The sequence below is a fragment of the Allobosea sp. TWI1241 genome, assembly GCF_039673065.1.
Taxonomy (GTDB): domain Bacteria; phylum Pseudomonadota; class Alphaproteobacteria; order Rhizobiales; family Beijerinckiaceae; genus Allobosea.
Window position 1 is genome coordinate 19,472 of the sequence record NZ_JBDJKW010000009.1, and the last position, 15,892, is coordinate 35,363.

The 15,892-nt window shown below is 69.6% G+C and carries 12 protein-coding genes; 6 read left to right on the forward strand and 6 right to left on the reverse strand.

The genetic code is table 11. From position 1 onward, the window contains the following. Positions 1-20: 20 nt before the first annotated feature. Together ABE438_RS12895 and ABE438_RS12900 are read left to right on the forward strand one after the other, a co-directional pair. Positions 21-413, forward strand: a complete 393-nt coding sequence (locus tag ABE438_RS12895) for a hypothetical protein (protein ID WP_346503038.1) — start codon at positions 21-23, stop codon at positions 411-413. A gap of 105 nt (positions 414-518) precedes the next feature. Beyond that, a complete protein-coding gene (locus tag ABE438_RS12900; RefSeq protein ID WP_346503039.1) occupies positions 519-1,925 on the forward strand; it encodes a PepSY-associated TM helix domain-containing protein in 1,407 nt (468 codons plus the stop codon). 25 nt (positions 1,926-1,950) lie between these two features. Here ABE438_RS12900 and ABE438_RS12905 read toward each other — a convergent pair whose 3' ends face one another. After that, positions 1,951-2,583, reverse strand: coding sequence for a MarC family protein (locus tag ABE438_RS12905; protein WP_346503040.1), 633 nt, complete (start codon positions 2,581-2,583; stop codon positions 1,951-1,953). Positions 2,584-2,798: 215 nt separating this feature from the next. Here ABE438_RS12905 and gyrA point away from each other — a divergent pair, with 215 nt between their 5' ends. After that, entirely contained in the window at positions 2,799-5,588 is a 2,790-nt protein-coding gene (gyrA, locus tag ABE438_RS12910) for a DNA gyrase subunit A (protein ID WP_346503041.1), read from the forward strand. A 249-nt stretch (positions 5,589-5,837) separates the two neighbouring features. Here the strand turns inward: gyrA and ABE438_RS12915 are convergent, their stop codons facing one another. The 3 genes from ABE438_RS12915 to ABE438_RS12925 all read right to left on the reverse strand — a co-directional run bounded on the left by ABE438_RS12915 (position 5,838) and on the right by ABE438_RS12925 (position 10,439). Further along, positions 5,838-7,580 (reverse strand): AsmA family protein, encoded by a 1,743-nt coding sequence (locus ABE438_RS12915; protein WP_346503042.1) that lies wholly within the window; start codon positions 7,578-7,580, stop codon positions 5,838-5,840. Between the two features lie 151 nt (positions 7,581-7,731). After that, complete coding sequence (locus ABE438_RS12920; protein WP_346503043.1) at positions 7,732-9,327, reverse strand: ABC transporter permease; 1,596 nt, start codon at positions 9,325-9,327, stop codon at positions 7,732-7,734. Positions 9,328-9,425: 98 nt separating this feature from the next. After that, positions 9,426-10,439, reverse strand: coding sequence for an extracellular solute-binding protein (locus tag ABE438_RS12925; RefSeq protein WP_346503044.1), 1,014 nt, complete (start codon positions 10,437-10,439; stop codon positions 9,426-9,428). A 538-nt stretch (positions 10,440-10,977) separates the two neighbouring features. Here ABE438_RS12925 and ilvD point away from each other — a divergent pair. Both ilvD and ABE438_RS12935 read left to right on the forward strand, forming a co-directional pair. Then, a complete protein-coding gene (gene ilvD / locus ABE438_RS12930) occupies positions 10,978-12,708 on the forward strand; it encodes a dihydroxy-acid dehydratase (protein WP_346503045.1) in 1,731 nt (576 codons plus the stop codon). Between the two features lie 61 nt (positions 12,709-12,769). Next, a complete protein-coding gene (locus ABE438_RS12935) occupies positions 12,770-13,648 on the forward strand; it encodes a tetratricopeptide repeat protein (protein WP_346503046.1) in 879 nt (292 codons plus the stop codon). A gap of 67 nt (positions 13,649-13,715) precedes the next feature. Here ABE438_RS12935 and xth read toward each other — a convergent pair whose 3' ends face one another. Beyond that, positions 13,716-14,501 (reverse strand): exodeoxyribonuclease III, encoded by a 786-nt coding sequence (xth, locus tag ABE438_RS12940; RefSeq protein ID WP_346503047.1) that lies wholly within the window; start codon positions 14,499-14,501, stop codon positions 13,716-13,718. Between the two features lie 136 nt (positions 14,502-14,637). Then, positions 14,638-15,063, reverse strand: a complete 426-nt coding sequence (locus ABE438_RS12945) for a BA14K family protein (RefSeq protein ID WP_346503048.1) — start codon at positions 15,061-15,063, stop codon at positions 14,638-14,640. A 239-nt stretch (positions 15,064-15,302) separates the two neighbouring features. On the opposite strand from ABE438_RS12945, the gene ABE438_RS12950 reads away from it, so the two are divergent. Beyond that, positions 15,303-15,878, forward strand: coding sequence for a TIGR00645 family protein (locus ABE438_RS12950; protein ID WP_346503050.1), 576 nt, complete (start codon positions 15,303-15,305; stop codon positions 15,876-15,878). Positions 15,879-15,892: the final 14 nt, after the last annotated feature.

The window sequence follows — 15,892 nt, forward strand, 5'->3', positions numbered from 1 at the left end:
GCGACAGCCCGGAGCCACTCTTGAACCGCTACCGACATCCGACAGCCCGTCTCTGGGTCGCCGTCCTGGCGGCCTATGTGCTCGTGCTGCAGGGCATCGTCGGAGCTGCCGCTTCGGGACGCAGCCTCGCGCCGACGCTGCTCGACCGCACCATCCATCTCACCCTCTGCGCGCCGGGTGCCGATGCCACGCCGCTTCCGGACGGCAGCGAGCGGCCGCATCTGCCGCCCTGCTGCCTGCTCGGCTGCGCGGCCTCCGCGGCGCTGGCGCCGCCGCCGCCCGCCCGCTCGCCGCTGGTCCTGCCGGATCGCCCCGCATTGCCGACGGTGCGCGCTCCCGAGCGCATCCAGCCGTCGCCGCCGCTGCGCGTTGGCGTCGCGGCCCGTCCGCGCGGTCCACCCTCGCTGGCCTGAACGCGTCGCGGCCCGTCATGGCCGCGTCGTCGACGGATATTCAGGCCGGCACGCCAGCCCCGGGGGCTGAGTCGCACGGCCGCCAGCCAAGCGAGGATTTCCAGCATGACCGCTCACGCGGACACCACCACGCGCGCCGCATCCGGCCGCGCCACCGGGCTGTCGCCCGACATCAAGGCCTTCGTGGCCAGGCTTCATTTCTATGCCGGCCTGCTGGTCGGTCCGTTCATCCTGATCGCGGCGCTGACCGGCACGCTCTATGTGCTGACGCCGCAGATCGAGAACCGGCTCTATCGCGAGCAGCTCACCGCGCCCGCGCAGGGCGAGGCGCAGCCGCTTTCGGCGCAGATCGTCGCCGCGCGCGGCCATATCGGCGAGGGGCCGCGCCTGTTCGCCGTGCGTCCGGCTACCGCGCCCGGCCTGACCACGCGGGTGATGTTCACCCAGCCGGGGCTCGGCGAGTCCGAGAGCCGGGCCGTCTTCGTCGATCCGGTCTCGCTGGCGATCCGCGGCGAGCTCGTGGCCTATGGCACCACCGGCATCCTGCCTTTCCGCACCACGCTCGACTATCTCCACCGCAACCTGCTGCTCGGCGAGCCCGGGCGGCTCTACAGCGAGCTCGCCGCCTCCTGGCTCTGGGCGGTGGCGCTCGGCGGCGTCGTGCTCTGGATCTGGCGGCGCAAGCCGGGTGCCGGCCGCCGCGCCAAGGGCAATCCCGCGCTGTGGACGCGCCATTGGCACGGGCTGATCGGCCTCGTGCTCTCGCTCGGCCTGCTCTTCGTCTCGGTGACCGGGCTGACCTGGTCGCGCCATGCGGGCGACCGCATCGATGCGTTGCGTGCCCAGCTCGGCTGGGTGACGCCCTCGGCGAGCGTGGCGCTGGGCGCCGCGCCCGCCGCAGCCGGCCATGGCGGGCATGACCATGCCGACCACGCCCCGGCGCCCGCCGCGGCCGTGCCGGTCGCCGCCTCCGCGACGGAGGGCGCGCGCTTCGACGCCGTGCTCGCGGCCGCCCGCAAGGGCGGGATCGACGCGCCGCATGTCGAGATCCGCGCGCCGCGCGGCGAGGGCCAGGGCTGGCTGGTGCGCGAATACGATCGCAGCTGGCCGACCCAGGTCGACACGGTGGTGATCGACCCGCGCGACATGTTGGTCGCCAGCCGCGCCGACTTCGAGACCTTCCCGCTGATCGCCAAGCTGATCCGCTGGGGCATCGACGGCCATATGGGCATTCTGTTCGGCCTGCCGAACCAGCTGCTCATGGCGGCGCTCGGCCTCGGCCTCGCGACGGTGGTCGTGCTGGGCTACCGGATCTGGTGGCGCCAGCGCCCGGCCGCCGGTGCCTTCCCGCAGACGCTGGCGCAGGCCTGGCTGCGGCTCGGGCCTGTCGCGCGCAGCGTCGCGGTGCTGCTGGCCTGCGGGCTGGGCTGGTCGCTGCCGCTGCTCGGCATCAGCCTCGCGGCCTTCGTGCTGGTCGACCTGCTGCGCTGGCGGCTGGCCCTGGCCGCCTGACCCGGCGAACGCACCGGGGCGCGGTTCAGGCGCCCCGGAGCACCGCCGTCACGCCGTCGATGACGAACTGCACGGCCAAGGCCGCCAGGATCACGCCGAGCAGGCGGCTGAGCACGATGTTGCCGGTGACGCCGAGCAGCCGGGCGATCGGCGTCGCCAGCAGGAAGGTGACAAGGCAGGCCAGGATCACCAGCCCGCAGATCAGCGCCAGTGCGGCCAGCATGGTCGCATTGCCCTCGGCCCGCCCGGCGAGCAGGATCATCGCCGTCAGCGCGCCGGGGCCGGCCATCAGCGGGATCGCCAGCGGGAAGGCGGCGACGTTGCGGATATGGTCGAGCGTGATCGCGGTCTCGGCGGTCGCCTGCTTGCGGTCGTTGCGCCGCTCGAACACCATCTCGAAGGCGATCCAGAACAGCAGCAGCCCGCCGGCGATGCGGAAGGCCGGCAGCGAGACGCCGAGCGCCTTCAGCACCACGTCTCCAGCCAGCGCGAAGAAGGCCATGATGGCGAAGGCGATGATGCAGGCGCGGATCGCGACCTGGCGGCGCTCGGCCGCCGTCATCCCGCGCGTCAGCGACAGGAAGATCGGTGCCAGGCCGGGCGGATCGACGGTCACCAGCAGGGTGACCAGCGCTGAGGTGAGGTAGTCGGACAGCATGCGGGGGCAAGTCTAGGCACGCCCGGCGGCCTGCGTCACGCGGGAAAGATGGCCGGATTGCGTCGCCTGGGAGAAATCAAGTCAGGAACGCCGCTCAAGTCATTGGAATACAGTAGCTATATTTTCCTTGGACGGATGCCGCTTTCTCTGGCTTCGCGGGGCGGAATCGGATAGCCAGAACGGTGAGAAATCCGTTTTAAATCAGGGCGTTTCCCTTGAGCGAAGATCACGACGACAAGCGCGACGACGGTCCCGAGGCGGGCGGCGACATCCGGCCGATCGCCATCACCGAGGAGATGAAGAAGAGCTATCTCGATTACGCGATGAGCGTGATCGTGAGCCGCGCTCTTCCCGACGTGCGCGACGGTCTCAAGCCGGTGCACCGGCGCATCCTGTTCTCGATGCACGAGAACAAGAACCTGCCCGACCGGCCCTACACCAAATGCGCCCGCATCGTCGGCGACACGATGGGTAAATACCATCCGCACGGCAATCTCGCGGTCTACGATGCGCTGGTGCGCATGGCGCAGGACTTCTCGCTGCGGCTGCCGCTGATCGACGGGCAGGGCAATTTCGGCTCGATGGACGGTGACGGCGCCGCGGCCGATCGTTACACCGAGGCCCGCCTCGACAAGGCCGCCATGCCGCTGCTCGAGGATCTCGACCTCGACACGGTCGACTTCCAGCTGAACTATGACGGCAAGGAGCACGAGCCCACCGTCCTGCCGGCGCGCTATCCGAACCTGCTGGTCAACGGCGCCGGCGGCATCGCGGTCGGCATGGCCACCAACATCCCGCCGCACAATCTCGGCGAGGTGATCGACGCCTGCATCGCGCTGATCGACAATCCCGAGCTCGCGATCGACGACCTGATCGAGATCGTCCAGGGGCCCGACTTCCCGACCGGCGCCTCGATCATGGGCCGCGCCGGCATCCGCAACGCCTATCACACCGGCCGCGGCTCGATCGTGATGCGGGCGAAGACGCATATCGAGGAGCTTCGCAAGGAGCGCGAGGCGATCATCGTCACCGAGGTTCCCTATCAGGTGAACAAGGCGACCATGGTCGAGAAGATCGCCGATCTGGTGCGCGAGAAGCGCATCGAGGGCATCTCCGACCTGCGCGACGAGTCGAGCCGCGAGGGCGTGCGCGTCGTCATCGAGATCAAGCGCGACGCCGTCGCCGACGTGGTGCTGAACCAGCTCTACCGCTTCACGCCGCTGCAGACCTCCTTCGGCGCCAACATGGTGGCGCTGAACGGCGGCCGGCCGGAGGTGATGAACCTTCTCGACTTCATCTCGGCCTTCGTCGAGTTCCGCGAGGAAGTGGTCTCGCGGCGCACGCGCTATCTGCTGAACAAGGCCCGCGAGCGCGCCCATGTGCTGTGCGGCCTCGCCACCGCCGTCGCCAATATCGACGAGGTGATCCGCCTGATCCGCACGGCGCCGACGCCGGCTGAGGCGCACGCCTCGCTGATGGCGCGCGACTGGCCGGCCGACGACATCGCGCCGCTGATCGCGCTGGTCGACGATCCGCGCCACCCGCTCAACCCGGACGGCACCTATCGGCTCTCGGACGCGCAGGCCAAGGCCATCCTCGAGCTGCGCCTGTCGCGCCTCACCGCCCTCGGCCGCGACGAGATCGGCGACGAGCTGCAGAAGCTCGCCACCGAGATCGCCGATTATCTCGACATCCTGCGTTCGCGCGCCCGCATCCAGCAGATCGTCAAGGACGAGCTGACCGAGGTGCGCGAGAAGTTCGCCACGCCGCGCCGCACCGAGATCCACGAATGGGGTTCCGACCTCGACGACGAGGATCTTATCGCCCGCGAGGACATGGTCGTGACCGTGTCCCATGCCGGCTACATCAAGCGCGTGCCGCTCTCGACCTATCGGGCGCAGAAGCGCGGCGGCAAGGGCCGCTCCGGCATGTCGACCCGTGACGAGGACTTCGTCACGCGGCTCTTCGTCGCCGACACGCATACGCCGCTCATCTTCTTCTCCTCGCGTGGGCAGGCCTACAAAGAGAAGGTCTGGCGGCTGCCGCTGGCGGCGCCGACCGCCCGCGGCAAGGCGCTGGTCAACATGCTGCCGCTGCAGGCCGACGAGCGCATCACCACGGTGATGCCGCTGCCCGAGGATGAAGAGAGCTGGGCGCGTCTCGACGTGATGTTCGCGACGAGGAGCGGCAATGTCCGCCGCAACAAGCTCTCGGACTTCGTGCAGGTCAACCGCAACGGCAAGATCGCGATGAAGCTCGACGAGGGCGATTCTATCGTCGACGTGCAGATCTGCTCCGAACTCGACGACGTGTTGCTGACCACGGCGCGCGGCCAGTGCATCCGCTTCCAGGTGCCCGAGGTGCGCGTCTTCAAGGGCCGCGATTCCACCGGCGTGCGCGGCATCAACCTGGCCGAGGGCGACGAGGTCATCTCGCTCGCCATCCTGCACCATGTCGACGCGACGGCCGACGAGCGCGCCGCCTATCTCAAGCTCGCCTCGGCGGCGCGTCGCGCCGTGACAGGCGAGGGCGAGGAGACGGCCGCGCCGCTGTCCGGCGATGCCGAGGAGGCGAGCGGCGACATCGAGCTCGGCCAGGAGAAGTACGCCGAGATGGGCGCGCGCGAGCAGTTCATCCTCACCGTCTCCGAACGCGGCTACGGCAAGCGCACCTCGTCCTTCGAGTACCGGGTCACTGGACGCGGCGGCAAGGGCATCGTCGCCATGGTGGTCAACGACCGTAACGGCCCGCTGATCGCCTCCTTCCCGGTCGAGGACCGCGAGCAGATCATGCTGGTCACCAATGGCGGCCAGGTCATCCGCGTGCCGGTCGACGCCGGGCCGAACAACCGCATCCGCATCGCCGGTCGCTCCACCCAGGGCGTCACCGTCTTCGACACCGCGCAGGGCGAGAAGGTCGTCTCGGTCGAGCGGATCGGCGACACCGGCGAGGACGAGGGCGGCGAGGACGAGGTCGAGGGCGGCGCTCCGGTCCAGGAGGCCTGAGACCAGGGCTCTCCGGCCGCGTCCCGTGGTGGGCAGGCCGGACGACGCGACGAGATCGGGGCGCCGTGAGCCGTGAGGGCTTGCGGCGCCCTTCGTATGTCCGGGGCGGCGCGGAGCAGGGCACCGGCCGGCCAGCGCGTGGCCGATGGGGGGCCTCCGGCTTGAATCGAGCCGGCAGCGAACCCGCGCAAGCGATTCAGGCGATTCGGGAAATCATGTCGCCGTTGGGCGGAGGCTGGACGGCGGGGCTCAGCGCGTCAGCGGCGAAGGCAGGCCGTCGCGCGGTGGGATGCTGTCCAGCCCCGGGGTGAAGGCCGGAGCGGCGAAGGGGCCGCGCAGCTCGAACAGCGATCGCGAGGCGCCGCCCGTCGCCGTCAGGATGCCGGTCATCTCGAGCCAGTGGCGGCCGAGATCGGCGTGGCCGCTGAGCGAGAGCCCATAGCCCGTGCCGGCGACCTGGCCGTCGGTCAGATAGACCACGCCGCCCTGCACCAGCGCCGCGAACTGCGCCGTCTCGAAGGCCGTCTTGCCCTGGCGCCAGTCGCGGGCCGCGCCCTTCTCCGGCCGGCGCAGGATCTCGGCGAAGGAAACGCCGCGGATTTCGCCCTGCTTGAGCGAGGCGGTACCGCGCCCGGTCAGCGAGCCGACGACCTGCTCGAAGCTGTCGCCGACGCCCTCCAGCGCGAACTGCGCCCCGAGCGTGCCGGAGAACGGGGCGAGCCCCTGCAGATGCGCGGCCGCCTGGCTGAGATTGACCTTGTCGAGCCCGAACTGGAGCTTGACGTCGGCCCCGCCGGCCACCGGCGTCGCCAGCAGGCGGGCGCGGGCCGTGCCGCCATAGCTGCCGGCGCGCAGCAGGGCGACCTCGAAGCGGCCCTTTTTGGCCATGAACTGCAAGGCGAGTTCGCTGAGCCTGGCGTCGCCGAGGCGGGCGGCGTCGAGCGAGACCCGCAGGTCGATGTCGTGCGCGGTCCAGCTCTCGAATTCGAGCGGCGTCTCGCGGCCCTCGGCCGTCTCGCCGCCGGGATGCTGGCCAGCCTGGCGCAGCAGGCGGCCGAGATCGAAATCGGCGCCGGCCAGTGTGCCAGACAGCATCAGTCGCTGGTTGGCGCCGTTGATGCGCAGCGCGCCCTCGAGCAGATCGCCGTCGAGCTTCGCGCTGACGCCGCTGAGCGAGAGGTCGTAGCCGGCGAACTGCGCGTCGGCGCCGAGCTCGACCTGCCGGACGAGCGAGGCGATGCGCGGGCGGGCGCCGAGCCAGGCCAGGGCCTGCGGCAGGGATGCGGTCGTCAGCGAGACCTTGCCGGTCATCACCTCGAGCGCGGCGGTGCGATTGCCCTTGAACTGCAGCGTCAGCGGTCGTGCGCTGAGCGAGAGCGATGCCTCGGCCCGTTCGCCGGCCACCGGCCAGAGCACTTCGAGCCTCGTCTGCTCGCCGCGCCAGGTCACCGAGCCGTTGAAGCTGACCGGCTCGCCGGCCGAGCGTCCGTCGACCACGAGATCGAGGTCGCGCAACGTGGTCTGGATCGTGCCTTCCGAGCGCAGCATCAGGCTGCCGCGCGTCACAACCAACTGGGTGTCGCGGTCGAGCTGGCGCAGATAGTCGATCGGCGCGGCCAGCCAGCGCGTGCGGCTTTCGGACGGGCCGTCGATGCGCAGGTCGAGCTCCGGCCCGATCAGGTCGATGCGGTCGAAGTCCAGCCGGCCCGCCAGCAGCGGCAGCAGGCGGGCGCGGGCACGCAGCCGCATCGCCTTGCCGGAGAGCCCGCCCTGCGGCTGCGTGAAGGCGACTTCGGAGATGCTGATGCGTGGCAGCGGCAGCAGCGCGATCTCGGCCCGGCTGATCGCGGTGACCTTGAGCCCGAGCCGACCCTCGATGCCGGCGACGACGTGCCGTTCCACCAGCCCGAGCGCGAGGTGCCATGGCTGCAGCCCGAGGGCGAGCAGCATGGCCGCGACGGCAAGGCCGATGATGGAGGCGCGTCGTGTCATGGACCTCGGTCGGCGCTGCAGCGTGTCGATCCTGCTGCCGGGCTCGGGCGCGAATCGGCCGCAGCCATCGACCGCGCTTGGCCTAGCTGGACCGGGTTTAGTCCGGCCGCTACGGAAAGTCGACCGGCGCAGCGCCGGAAACCGGGCCGATTCAGCCGTCCCGGGAGAGGTTTTCCCCGTTTCCGGCACGCGCCAGCATGATCGCGGGGTAGAGGCCGACCAGCACGATCAGCAGCGCGGCCAGCGCTCCGTCCTCGAAGACGCCGCGCGAGGCGTGGCCGTAGACCAGCGTCGCCAGCGTGTCGAAGTTGAGCGGGCGCAGCAAAAGCGTCGCCGGCAGCTCCTTCATGCAGTCGACGAAGACCAGCAGCGCCGCCGCGGCGATGGCCGGGCGCAGCAGCGGCCAGTGCAGGCGCTGCATCACCTCGCGGCGGTCGGCGCCGAGCGAGCGGGCGGCGTCGTCGATGCGCGTCGGGATCCGCGCCAGTCCGCTCTGCGAGCCGCCGATGGCGATGGAGAGGAAGCGCACCGCATAGGCGATGACCAGCGCTGCGCCCGAGCCGAGCAGCACGAGGCCGGGACTGACCCCGAACAGCGCCCGGCTGGTATCGGCGATCAGGTTGTCGAAGGCGGCGAGCGGCACCAGCAGCCCGACCGCCAGCACGGTGCCGGGAATGGCGTAGCCGAGCGCCGCGATCCGTCCGGCGGCAGGGAGCCAGCGCTCGCGCCCGAGGCGGATGGCGGCGGCGACCATCAGGCCGACCGCGACCACGGCGAGGGTTGCGATGCCGGAGATCAGCACGGTGTTGCCGAGCGCGCGCAGCATCGCGGCGTCGGCCTGGGCGAGCAGGTCGCGCCGCAGGAACTCGCCGAACAGCGAGGCGATCGGCAGCGCGGCGCCGAACAGCACGGGCAAGGCGCAGGCGATTGCCGCCCCCACCGCCGCGCCGCCGCGCAGCCGGCTGCGGCCGACCGGGCGCAAGCGCTTCACCGGCAGGGCGAAGCGCCGCGCGCCGCGCGCCCGTGCCTCGGCGAGGATCAGCAGAACGATCACGAACAGCATGACGCAGGCGATCTGCGCCGCGCCGGCCAACGAACCGCCATTGATCCAGGTGGAATAGACCGACAGCGTCAGCGAGCGGACGCCGAGATACTCGCTGGCGCCGATGTCGTTCAGCGCCTCCAGCATGGCGAGCGTCAGCCCGGCGGCCAGCGCCGGCCGGCACATCGGCAGGGCGACGCGCCAGAACAGCCGCGAGCGCGATGCGCCGAGCGTGCGCGCCGATTCCACGATCGCGGCGCTCTGCATGCCGAACAGCGCCCGCACGCTGAGATAGACGTAAGGGTAGAGCACGAGGCCGAGGATCAGGATCGCGCCGGCGAGATTGCGCGGATCGGGGAACCAGTAGTCGCGCAGCGAGCGATAGCCCGTGAGCGCGCGCAGCGCCGTCTGGAACGGCCCCTGGAAGCCGAGCATCTCAACATAGACATAGGCGGTGATGTAGGTCGGCATCGCCAGCGGCAGCACAAGCAGCCATTCCAGGCTGGCGCGGCCGGGGAAATCGTATTGCGTGACGATCCAGGCCGTGCCGACGCCGACCACCGCGCAGAAGGCGGCGACGCCGGCCAGCAGCAGCAGGGTGTTGCCGAGCGCGACAGGCAGCACGTTGGCGGCCAGATGCGGCCAGACCGACAGCGCCTCGCGCGACAGGGCGGTGAAGCCGAGCGCCAGAACCGGCAGCGCCACCAGGGTCGCCGCGAAAACGGCGGCCAGGACGAAACGAGTCGACGGCCGCCAAGCGAATGGCGGCCGTCCAGTCAGTCCGGATCGGACCGGAGCGTGGCTCAATTGTCGAAGCCGACCTTGTCGACCAGCTCGGACGCCGCCTTGCGGTTCTTGGCGATCTCGCCGAGCGAGGTCGTGTCGGGGGTGAGGGCGCCCAGCAGCTTCACGGCGGCGGCGTCCTTGACCTCGGCGTTCACCGGATACTCGAAGTTGCCGTCGGCATAGATCTCCTGCGCCTTGGCGCCGAGCATATAGCCGATCAGCTTGACGGCGTTGTCCTTGTTCGGCGCGTTCTTGGCGATCGCCGCGGCCGAGACGTTCACATGGGTGCCGCCACCCTGGAAGGTGCTCTTGAGCGGCTTGATCGCGTCGTACCAGGACTTCTGCTCGTTCGTGGCCTTGCTCATCAGGCCGATATAGTAGGTGTTCATCACCGCGACGTCGCACTGGCCCGACAGGATGTCGCGCGCCACGTCACGGTCGCCGCCGCCGGCCTTGCGGGCGAGGTTGGCCTTGAGGCCCTTCAGATACGCCTCGGTCTTCTCGGCGCCGTGACGCACGAGATAGGCGGCGAAGAAGGCGTTGTTGTAGGGGTGCTGGCCCGAGCGGATGCAGACCTTGCCCTTCCACTTCGGGTCGGCGAGATCCTCATAGGTGATCGCGTCCTGCTTCACGCGCTCCTTGGAGGCGACGACGATGCGGGCGCGCTGGGTCAGCGTGACCCAGTTGTCGCCGGGGCCGCGCAGCGCGGCGGGTACGATCTTGTCGACCGCGGTGCCCGGAATCGGCTGGGTGATGCCGGCATCCGCCGCGGCGGCGATCTGGCCGACATCGACCACGAGCATCACGTCGGCGGGGCTGTTGGCGCCCTCGGCCTGGATGCGCTGCTGCAGGCCGTCCTTCATGAACACGGCGTTGACCTTGATGCCGGTGTCCTTGGTGAACGCCTCGATGACCGGGTTCAGCAGGGCCGGCTCGCGGGTGGTGTAGAGGTTGACGCTCTGGGCGAAGGCCGGGGCCGCCAGCAGGCAGGACGTCAGCGCAGCTGCGTAGAGGCTGGATTTCACCGTCATGGTTCGCTCCTGAAATCGGGGGCTGTCGCGATGGGCGAAGCGAGGGGAGCGGTAGAGGCCCGGCGGCGTCCGGTCAAGGCGATAAGCCTGATTATTCAAAGACTTATACCTATTCTAAACTGGATGCTGATTGTAATTGTTTTAAATGAGGCTGTGCCGTCGGCGATGGGCAGGCGTCACCCTCTGGAGCCGTCTTTCGCGGGCTCGTAACGCTGCTGCGACGGCTATCGCGCAGCCGCCGTCCCGGCGTCGTGTCTCTTGTGATATTTGCGCAACGCCGAGGCTGATTACTCGGCGTCTGCCGCTGTCGGCGCCGATCGCCGCGTTCCTGCCATAAAGCGCCATCAGCAACGGAACCCGTCGAATTGTTGCGATCTGGAAGTATTCGGGCCTTTCGACGGGGCGATGTCCGAAATGTCCCGTCGGTCGGCTGAAGGTCCAGGTCGCGTGGCTCGGCGTTGCGCCCCCCGGTTTCCACATGGCAAACCGGATCCCGCGCAGAAGGCGCGGGATCAGAGGGCAGGGAAGACAAGGCGAAATGAGCGCGCGCGTATTCGATAAGTCCAGGCTTCCGAGCAGGCATGTCAGCGTCGGGCCCGCCCGCGCCCCGCACCGGTCGTATTACTATGCGATGGGCATGACGGCCGGCCAGATCGCGCAGCCCTTCGTCGGCGTCGCCTCCTGCTGGAACGAGGCCGCGCCCTGCAACATCTCGCTCATGCGTCAGGCCCAAGCGGTCAAGAAGGGCGTCGCCTCCGCCAGCGGCACCCCGCGCGAATTCTGCACCATCACCGTCACCGACGGCATCGCCATGGGCCACCAGGGCATGAAGTCCTCGCTGGCCTCGCGCGAGGTCATCGCGGATTCGGTCGAGCTCACCATGCGCGGCCATTGCTATGACGCGCTGGTCGGCCTCGCCGGCTGCGACAAGTCGCTGCCCGGCATGATGATGGCCATGGTGCGCCTCAACGTGCCGTCGATCTTCATCTATGGCGGCTCGATCCTGCCCGGCACCTTCCGCGGCCAGCCGGTCACCGTCCAGGACATGTTCGAGGCGGTCGGCAAGCATTCGGTCGGCGCGATGTCGGACGAGGACCTCGCCGAGATCGAGCAGGTGGCCTGCCCCTCGGCCGGCGCCTGCGGCGCGCAGTTCACCGCCAACACCATGGCGACGGTGGCCGAGGCGATCGGCCTGGCCTTGCCCTATTCCTGCGGCGCCCCGGCGCCCTACGACGTCCGCGACACCTTCTGCTACGCCGCCGGCGAGCAGGTGATGGAGCTGATCGCCCGCAACATCCGCCCGCGCGACATCGTCACCCGCAAGGCGCTCGAGAACGCGGCGACCGTGGTGGCGGCCTCCGGCGGCTCGACCAATGCGGCGCTGCACCTGCCGGCGATCGCGCATGAATGCGGCATCGACTTCGACCTGTTCGCCGTCGCCGAGATCTTCCGCCGCACGCCTTACGTCGCAGACCTGAAGCCGGGCGGGAAATACGTCGCCAAGGACATGTTCGAGGTCGGCGGCATTCCGCTGCTGATGAAGACGCTGCTCGACCATGGCTATCTGCACGGCGACTGCATGACCGTGACCGGCCGGACCATCGCCGAGAACCTCGCCTCGGTGAAGTGGAACCCGAACCAGGACGTGGTCTACCCGGCCGACAAGCCGCTCTCGCCGACCGGCGGCGTCGTCGGCCTCGTCGGCAATCTCGCCCCCGAGGGCGCGATCGTGAAGATCGCCGGCATGCCGCAGGACAAGCTGGTCTTCGCCGGCCCGGCGCGCTGCTTCGACTGCGAGGAGGAGGCCTTCAAGGCCGTCACCGAGCGCACCTACAAGGAAGGCGACGTGCTCGTCATCCGCTATGAGGGCCCCAAGGGCGGCCCCGGCATGCGCGAGATGCTCTCGACCACCGCCGCGCTCTATGGGCAGGGCATGGGCGACAAGGTCGCCCTCATCACCGATGGGCGCTTCTCGGGCGCGACGCGCGGCTTCTGCGTCGGCCATGTCGGCCCCGAGGCGGCCGTCGGCGGCCCGATTGGCCTGATCCGCGACGGTGACATCATCGAGCTCGACGCCATCACAGGAAAGCTCGCAGTCCGCCTTTCTGATGCCGAACTTGAGGAGCGTCGTAAGGCATGGACGCCCCGCGAGACCGATTATCGCTCCGGCGCCCTGTGGAAATACGCGCAGACCGTCGGTTCCGCCATGGGTGGGGCCGTGACCCATCCGGGAGGCGCCGCCGAGACCCATTGCTATGCGGATATCTGACACGATCATCGCCGGCGCGTTTCTGCTCCTGGGCTGCCAGTCGGTAGCCTGGGCGCAGGAGATGCCCGGATCGCGCGGGCCGGTCCCGCCGCTGCCGATTCCCAGCGCGCCGCTGGCCGAGCCTGAGGACGGCGAGGTCGCGGTGGCCCCGCTGGCGCCGGCGCGCCCGCTGGCCTCCGCCCCGTCGACCAGCCCGGCGCCGGGCGCGGCCCTGCCGCTCGCGCCCTTCAGCAATGCCCGCGAGGCCCTCAAGGCCTGGATGCGCGACTCGACCGCCGGCGACCAGGCCGGCGCAGTGCGCGCCCTCGAATTCGCCGCCTCGCGCGGCCATCTCGCCGCCCAGTTCAAGCTCGGCCGGGTCTATGCCAGCGGCGACGGCGTCCCGGTCAACGATCTCAAGGCCTTCGAGTACTTCTCCAAGATCGCGGACGAGAACGCGGACCAGATCCCGGGCACCTCGGACGGGCGCATCGTCGCGGCTGCGTTCGTCGCGCTCGGCGGCTATTTCCTCGACGGGATCAAGGGCACCTATGTGAAGCCCAATCCCGATCGCGCCTTCGACATGTTCCATTACGCCGCGTCGTATTTCGGTGACCCGGACGGGCAGTACAATCTCGCGCGTCTCTATCTGAACGGCACCGGCGCCCGCCGCGACGCCCGCCAGGCGGCGCGCTGGATGAAGCTCGCGGCCGAGAAGGGCCATGCTCCGGCCCGCGCCGTCTTCGGCGACATGCTGCTGCGCGGCGGTGACGGCGTGCCGCGCCAGCCGATCCTCGGGCTGATGTGGCTCGCGCTCGCCCAGGCCGGCGCCGACACGGTCCGCGAGGGCTGGATCTCCGAGCGCTACGAGGCGGCCTTCGCCTCCGCCAGCGTCAACGACCGGACCGCGGCACTCGCCCTGATCGAGCGCCAGCAGGCCAGGACGCCTACCCGCCAGTGAGCCGGACGGGGCAGGGCGTCACGCCCGCTGTCGAAGGTGAGTGCCTGCGGCCTGGCGGCAACGCACGTCAGTGCAGGTCGATCAGCACCGGCACATGGTCCGAGGCCTTCTCCCAGCCGCGCACATGCTTGGCGATCGAGACGCCGGCCAGCCTGTCCGCCGCCTGCGGCGAGAGCAGGAGATGGTCGATGCGGATGCCGTTGTTCCGCTGCCAGGCCCCGGCCTGATAATCCCAGAACGTATAGAGCCCCGCCGCATCGGTGGTGGCGCGCAGCGCCTCGGTGAAGCCGAGCCCCAGCAGCTTGCGGAAGGCCGAGCGCGTCGGCGGCAGGAACAGGGCGTCGCCCGTCCAGGCGGCCGGGTCGCGGGCGTCGCGCGCATCGGGAATGACGTTGTAGTCACCGGCCAGCACCAGCGGCTCCTCATGCGCCAGCAGGCCGCGCGCATGCGTGGTCAGCCGCTCCATCCAGCCGAGCTTGTAGGGATACTTCTCGGTGTTCGGCGGATTGCCGTTGGGCAGGTAGATCGAGGCGAGGCGCACCACGCCGTCGCCATGCGGCAGCACGCCCTCGAGATAGCGGGCCTGGACGTCGCTCTCGTCGCCCGGCAGTCCGCGGCGGACGCTGTCTTTCTCCAGCGGCACGCGCGACAGGATCGCGACGCCGTTGAAGGTCTTCTGCCCATGGGTTTCGACCTGCCAGCCGGCCGCCTCGATCTCGGCGCGCGGGAAGTCGCCATCGACGCATTTCAGCTCCTGCAGGCAGACGGCGTCCGGCTGCGCCTCGTCCAGGAAGGCGAGCAGATGCCCCAGCCGCTGGCGGACGGAATTGACGTTCCAGGTGGCGATACGCACGGGCACGGCTCCGATTCAGGCGAGGCAGGCATTGAAGCCCGGCGGCGCGCCAAGGCAAGTCATGAGCGCCCTGCGCCCCGAACGAAAACGGCCCTCCGCGAGGAGGGCCGTGGATCGCGTGGGGTGCGGGTGGCCCTTACGGGCAGTAGCGCACGATGCCGCCATTGGCGATGTAGGTGCCGGTTTCCGGATCGTAGGTGCGGAAGCGGCGCGAGCAATAGGCGATCGCGTCGGCATCCGGCGAGACGTAGACCCGCGGCGGCGGGGGCACCGGCTCGGCATAGACCGGGCCGGGCGCGAGCAGGGCGCCGGCCGCGAGCGCGCCCAGCGCGCCGGCGGCGATGCCGGCTCCGACGGCTGCGCCGCGGTTATAGCGATAGCGCGGGCCGTAATAGCCGTAGCGCGGGCCGTAATAGCGGCGGTACTGCACCGTCTCGACCAGGCCCTGGCCGCCCGACTGGGCGACGGCGGCGGTGACCGGCGCCAGCGGCGCGGCGGAGGCAGGAGCCGCCAGGGCGAAAGCGCCCGCAACGGCGGCAGCGGCGATCGTGGTTTTGATCATGGCCAAACTCCTTTCCCCTCCAATCCCGGAGGGGGCGAACTGTTCCGCCATCAAAACCCGGCGGCAGTCCATTTCAAGACTGGCATGCAGGAATAGGTCTCAAAAAAGGCGAAAATTCATCGCCTGACCTTGCGACCGCGCTTTGCGCTTGCAGTCGTCACACGGCCGCACCATCTCGCGCTGCACCATTCACGCCGCAAGCGTGATTCCATCCATCAGGGCGAACCTTCGAACCCGTCATGTCCCACCCCGCCGAACCCCGCCAGACACCGGCCATTCCCGCGCCGCTCAAGCCGCTGCCGATGCTGATCTTCGCCTCGCGCTGGCTGCAGGTGCCGCTCTATCTCGGGCTGATCGTGGCGCAGTGCGTCTACGTCTTCCTGTTCCTCAAGGAGCTCTGGCACCTCGTCACCCACGCCTTCGATTTCAGCGAGCAGCAGATCATGCTGGTGGTGCTCGGGCTGATCGACGTGGTGATGATCTCCAACCTGCTGATCATGGTCATCGTCGGCGGCTACGAGACCTTCGTCTCGCGCCTGCGCCTGCAGGGCCATCCCGACCAGCCGGAATGGCTCAGCCACGTCAACGCCTCGATCCTGAAGATCAAGCTGGCGATGGCGATCATCGGCATCTCCTCGATCCACCTGCTACGGACCTTCATCGAGGCCGGCAATATCGGCGGGCTCGGCCGGACGACGAACTATACCGAGACCGGCGTGCTGCTGCAGACGCTGATCCATGTCGTCTTCATCGTCTCGGCGATCGGCATCGCCTGGGTCGACCGGATGACGGTCGGCAACGGCAAGGGGCACTGACGCCCGCCGCTAGA

Bases quoted from the DNA above. Each gene is read 5' to 3' on its own strand.
- ABE438_RS12925 (WP_346503044.1), bottom strand. From the start codon at position 10,439: ATGACGGTGAAATCCAGCCTCTACGCAGCTGCGCTGACGTCCTGCCTG.
- ABE438_RS12945 (WP_346503048.1), bottom strand. From the start codon at position 15,063: ATGATCAAAACCACGATCGCCGCTGCCGCCGTTGCGGGCGCTTTCGCC.
- ABE438_RS12905 (WP_346503040.1), bottom strand. From the start codon at position 2,583: ATGCTGTCCGACTACCTCACCTCAGCGCTGGTCACCCTGCTGGTGACC.
- ilvD (WP_346503045.1), top strand. From the start codon at position 10,978: ATGAGCGCGCGCGTATTCGATAAGTCCAGGCTTCCGAGCAGGCATGTC.
- ABE438_RS12915 (WP_346503042.1), bottom strand. From the start codon at position 7,580: ATGACACGACGCGCCTCCATCATCGGCCTTGCCGTCGCGGCCATGCTG.
- ABE438_RS12900 (WP_346503039.1), top strand. From the start codon at position 519: ATGACCGCTCACGCGGACACCACCACGCGCGCCGCATCCGGCCGCGCC.
- ABE438_RS12935 (WP_346503046.1), top strand. From the start codon at position 12,770: ATGCCCGGATCGCGCGGGCCGGTCCCGCCGCTGCCGATTCCCAGCGCG.
- ABE438_RS12950 (WP_346503050.1), top strand. From the start codon at position 15,303: ATGTCCCACCCCGCCGAACCCCGCCAGACACCGGCCATTCCCGCGCCG.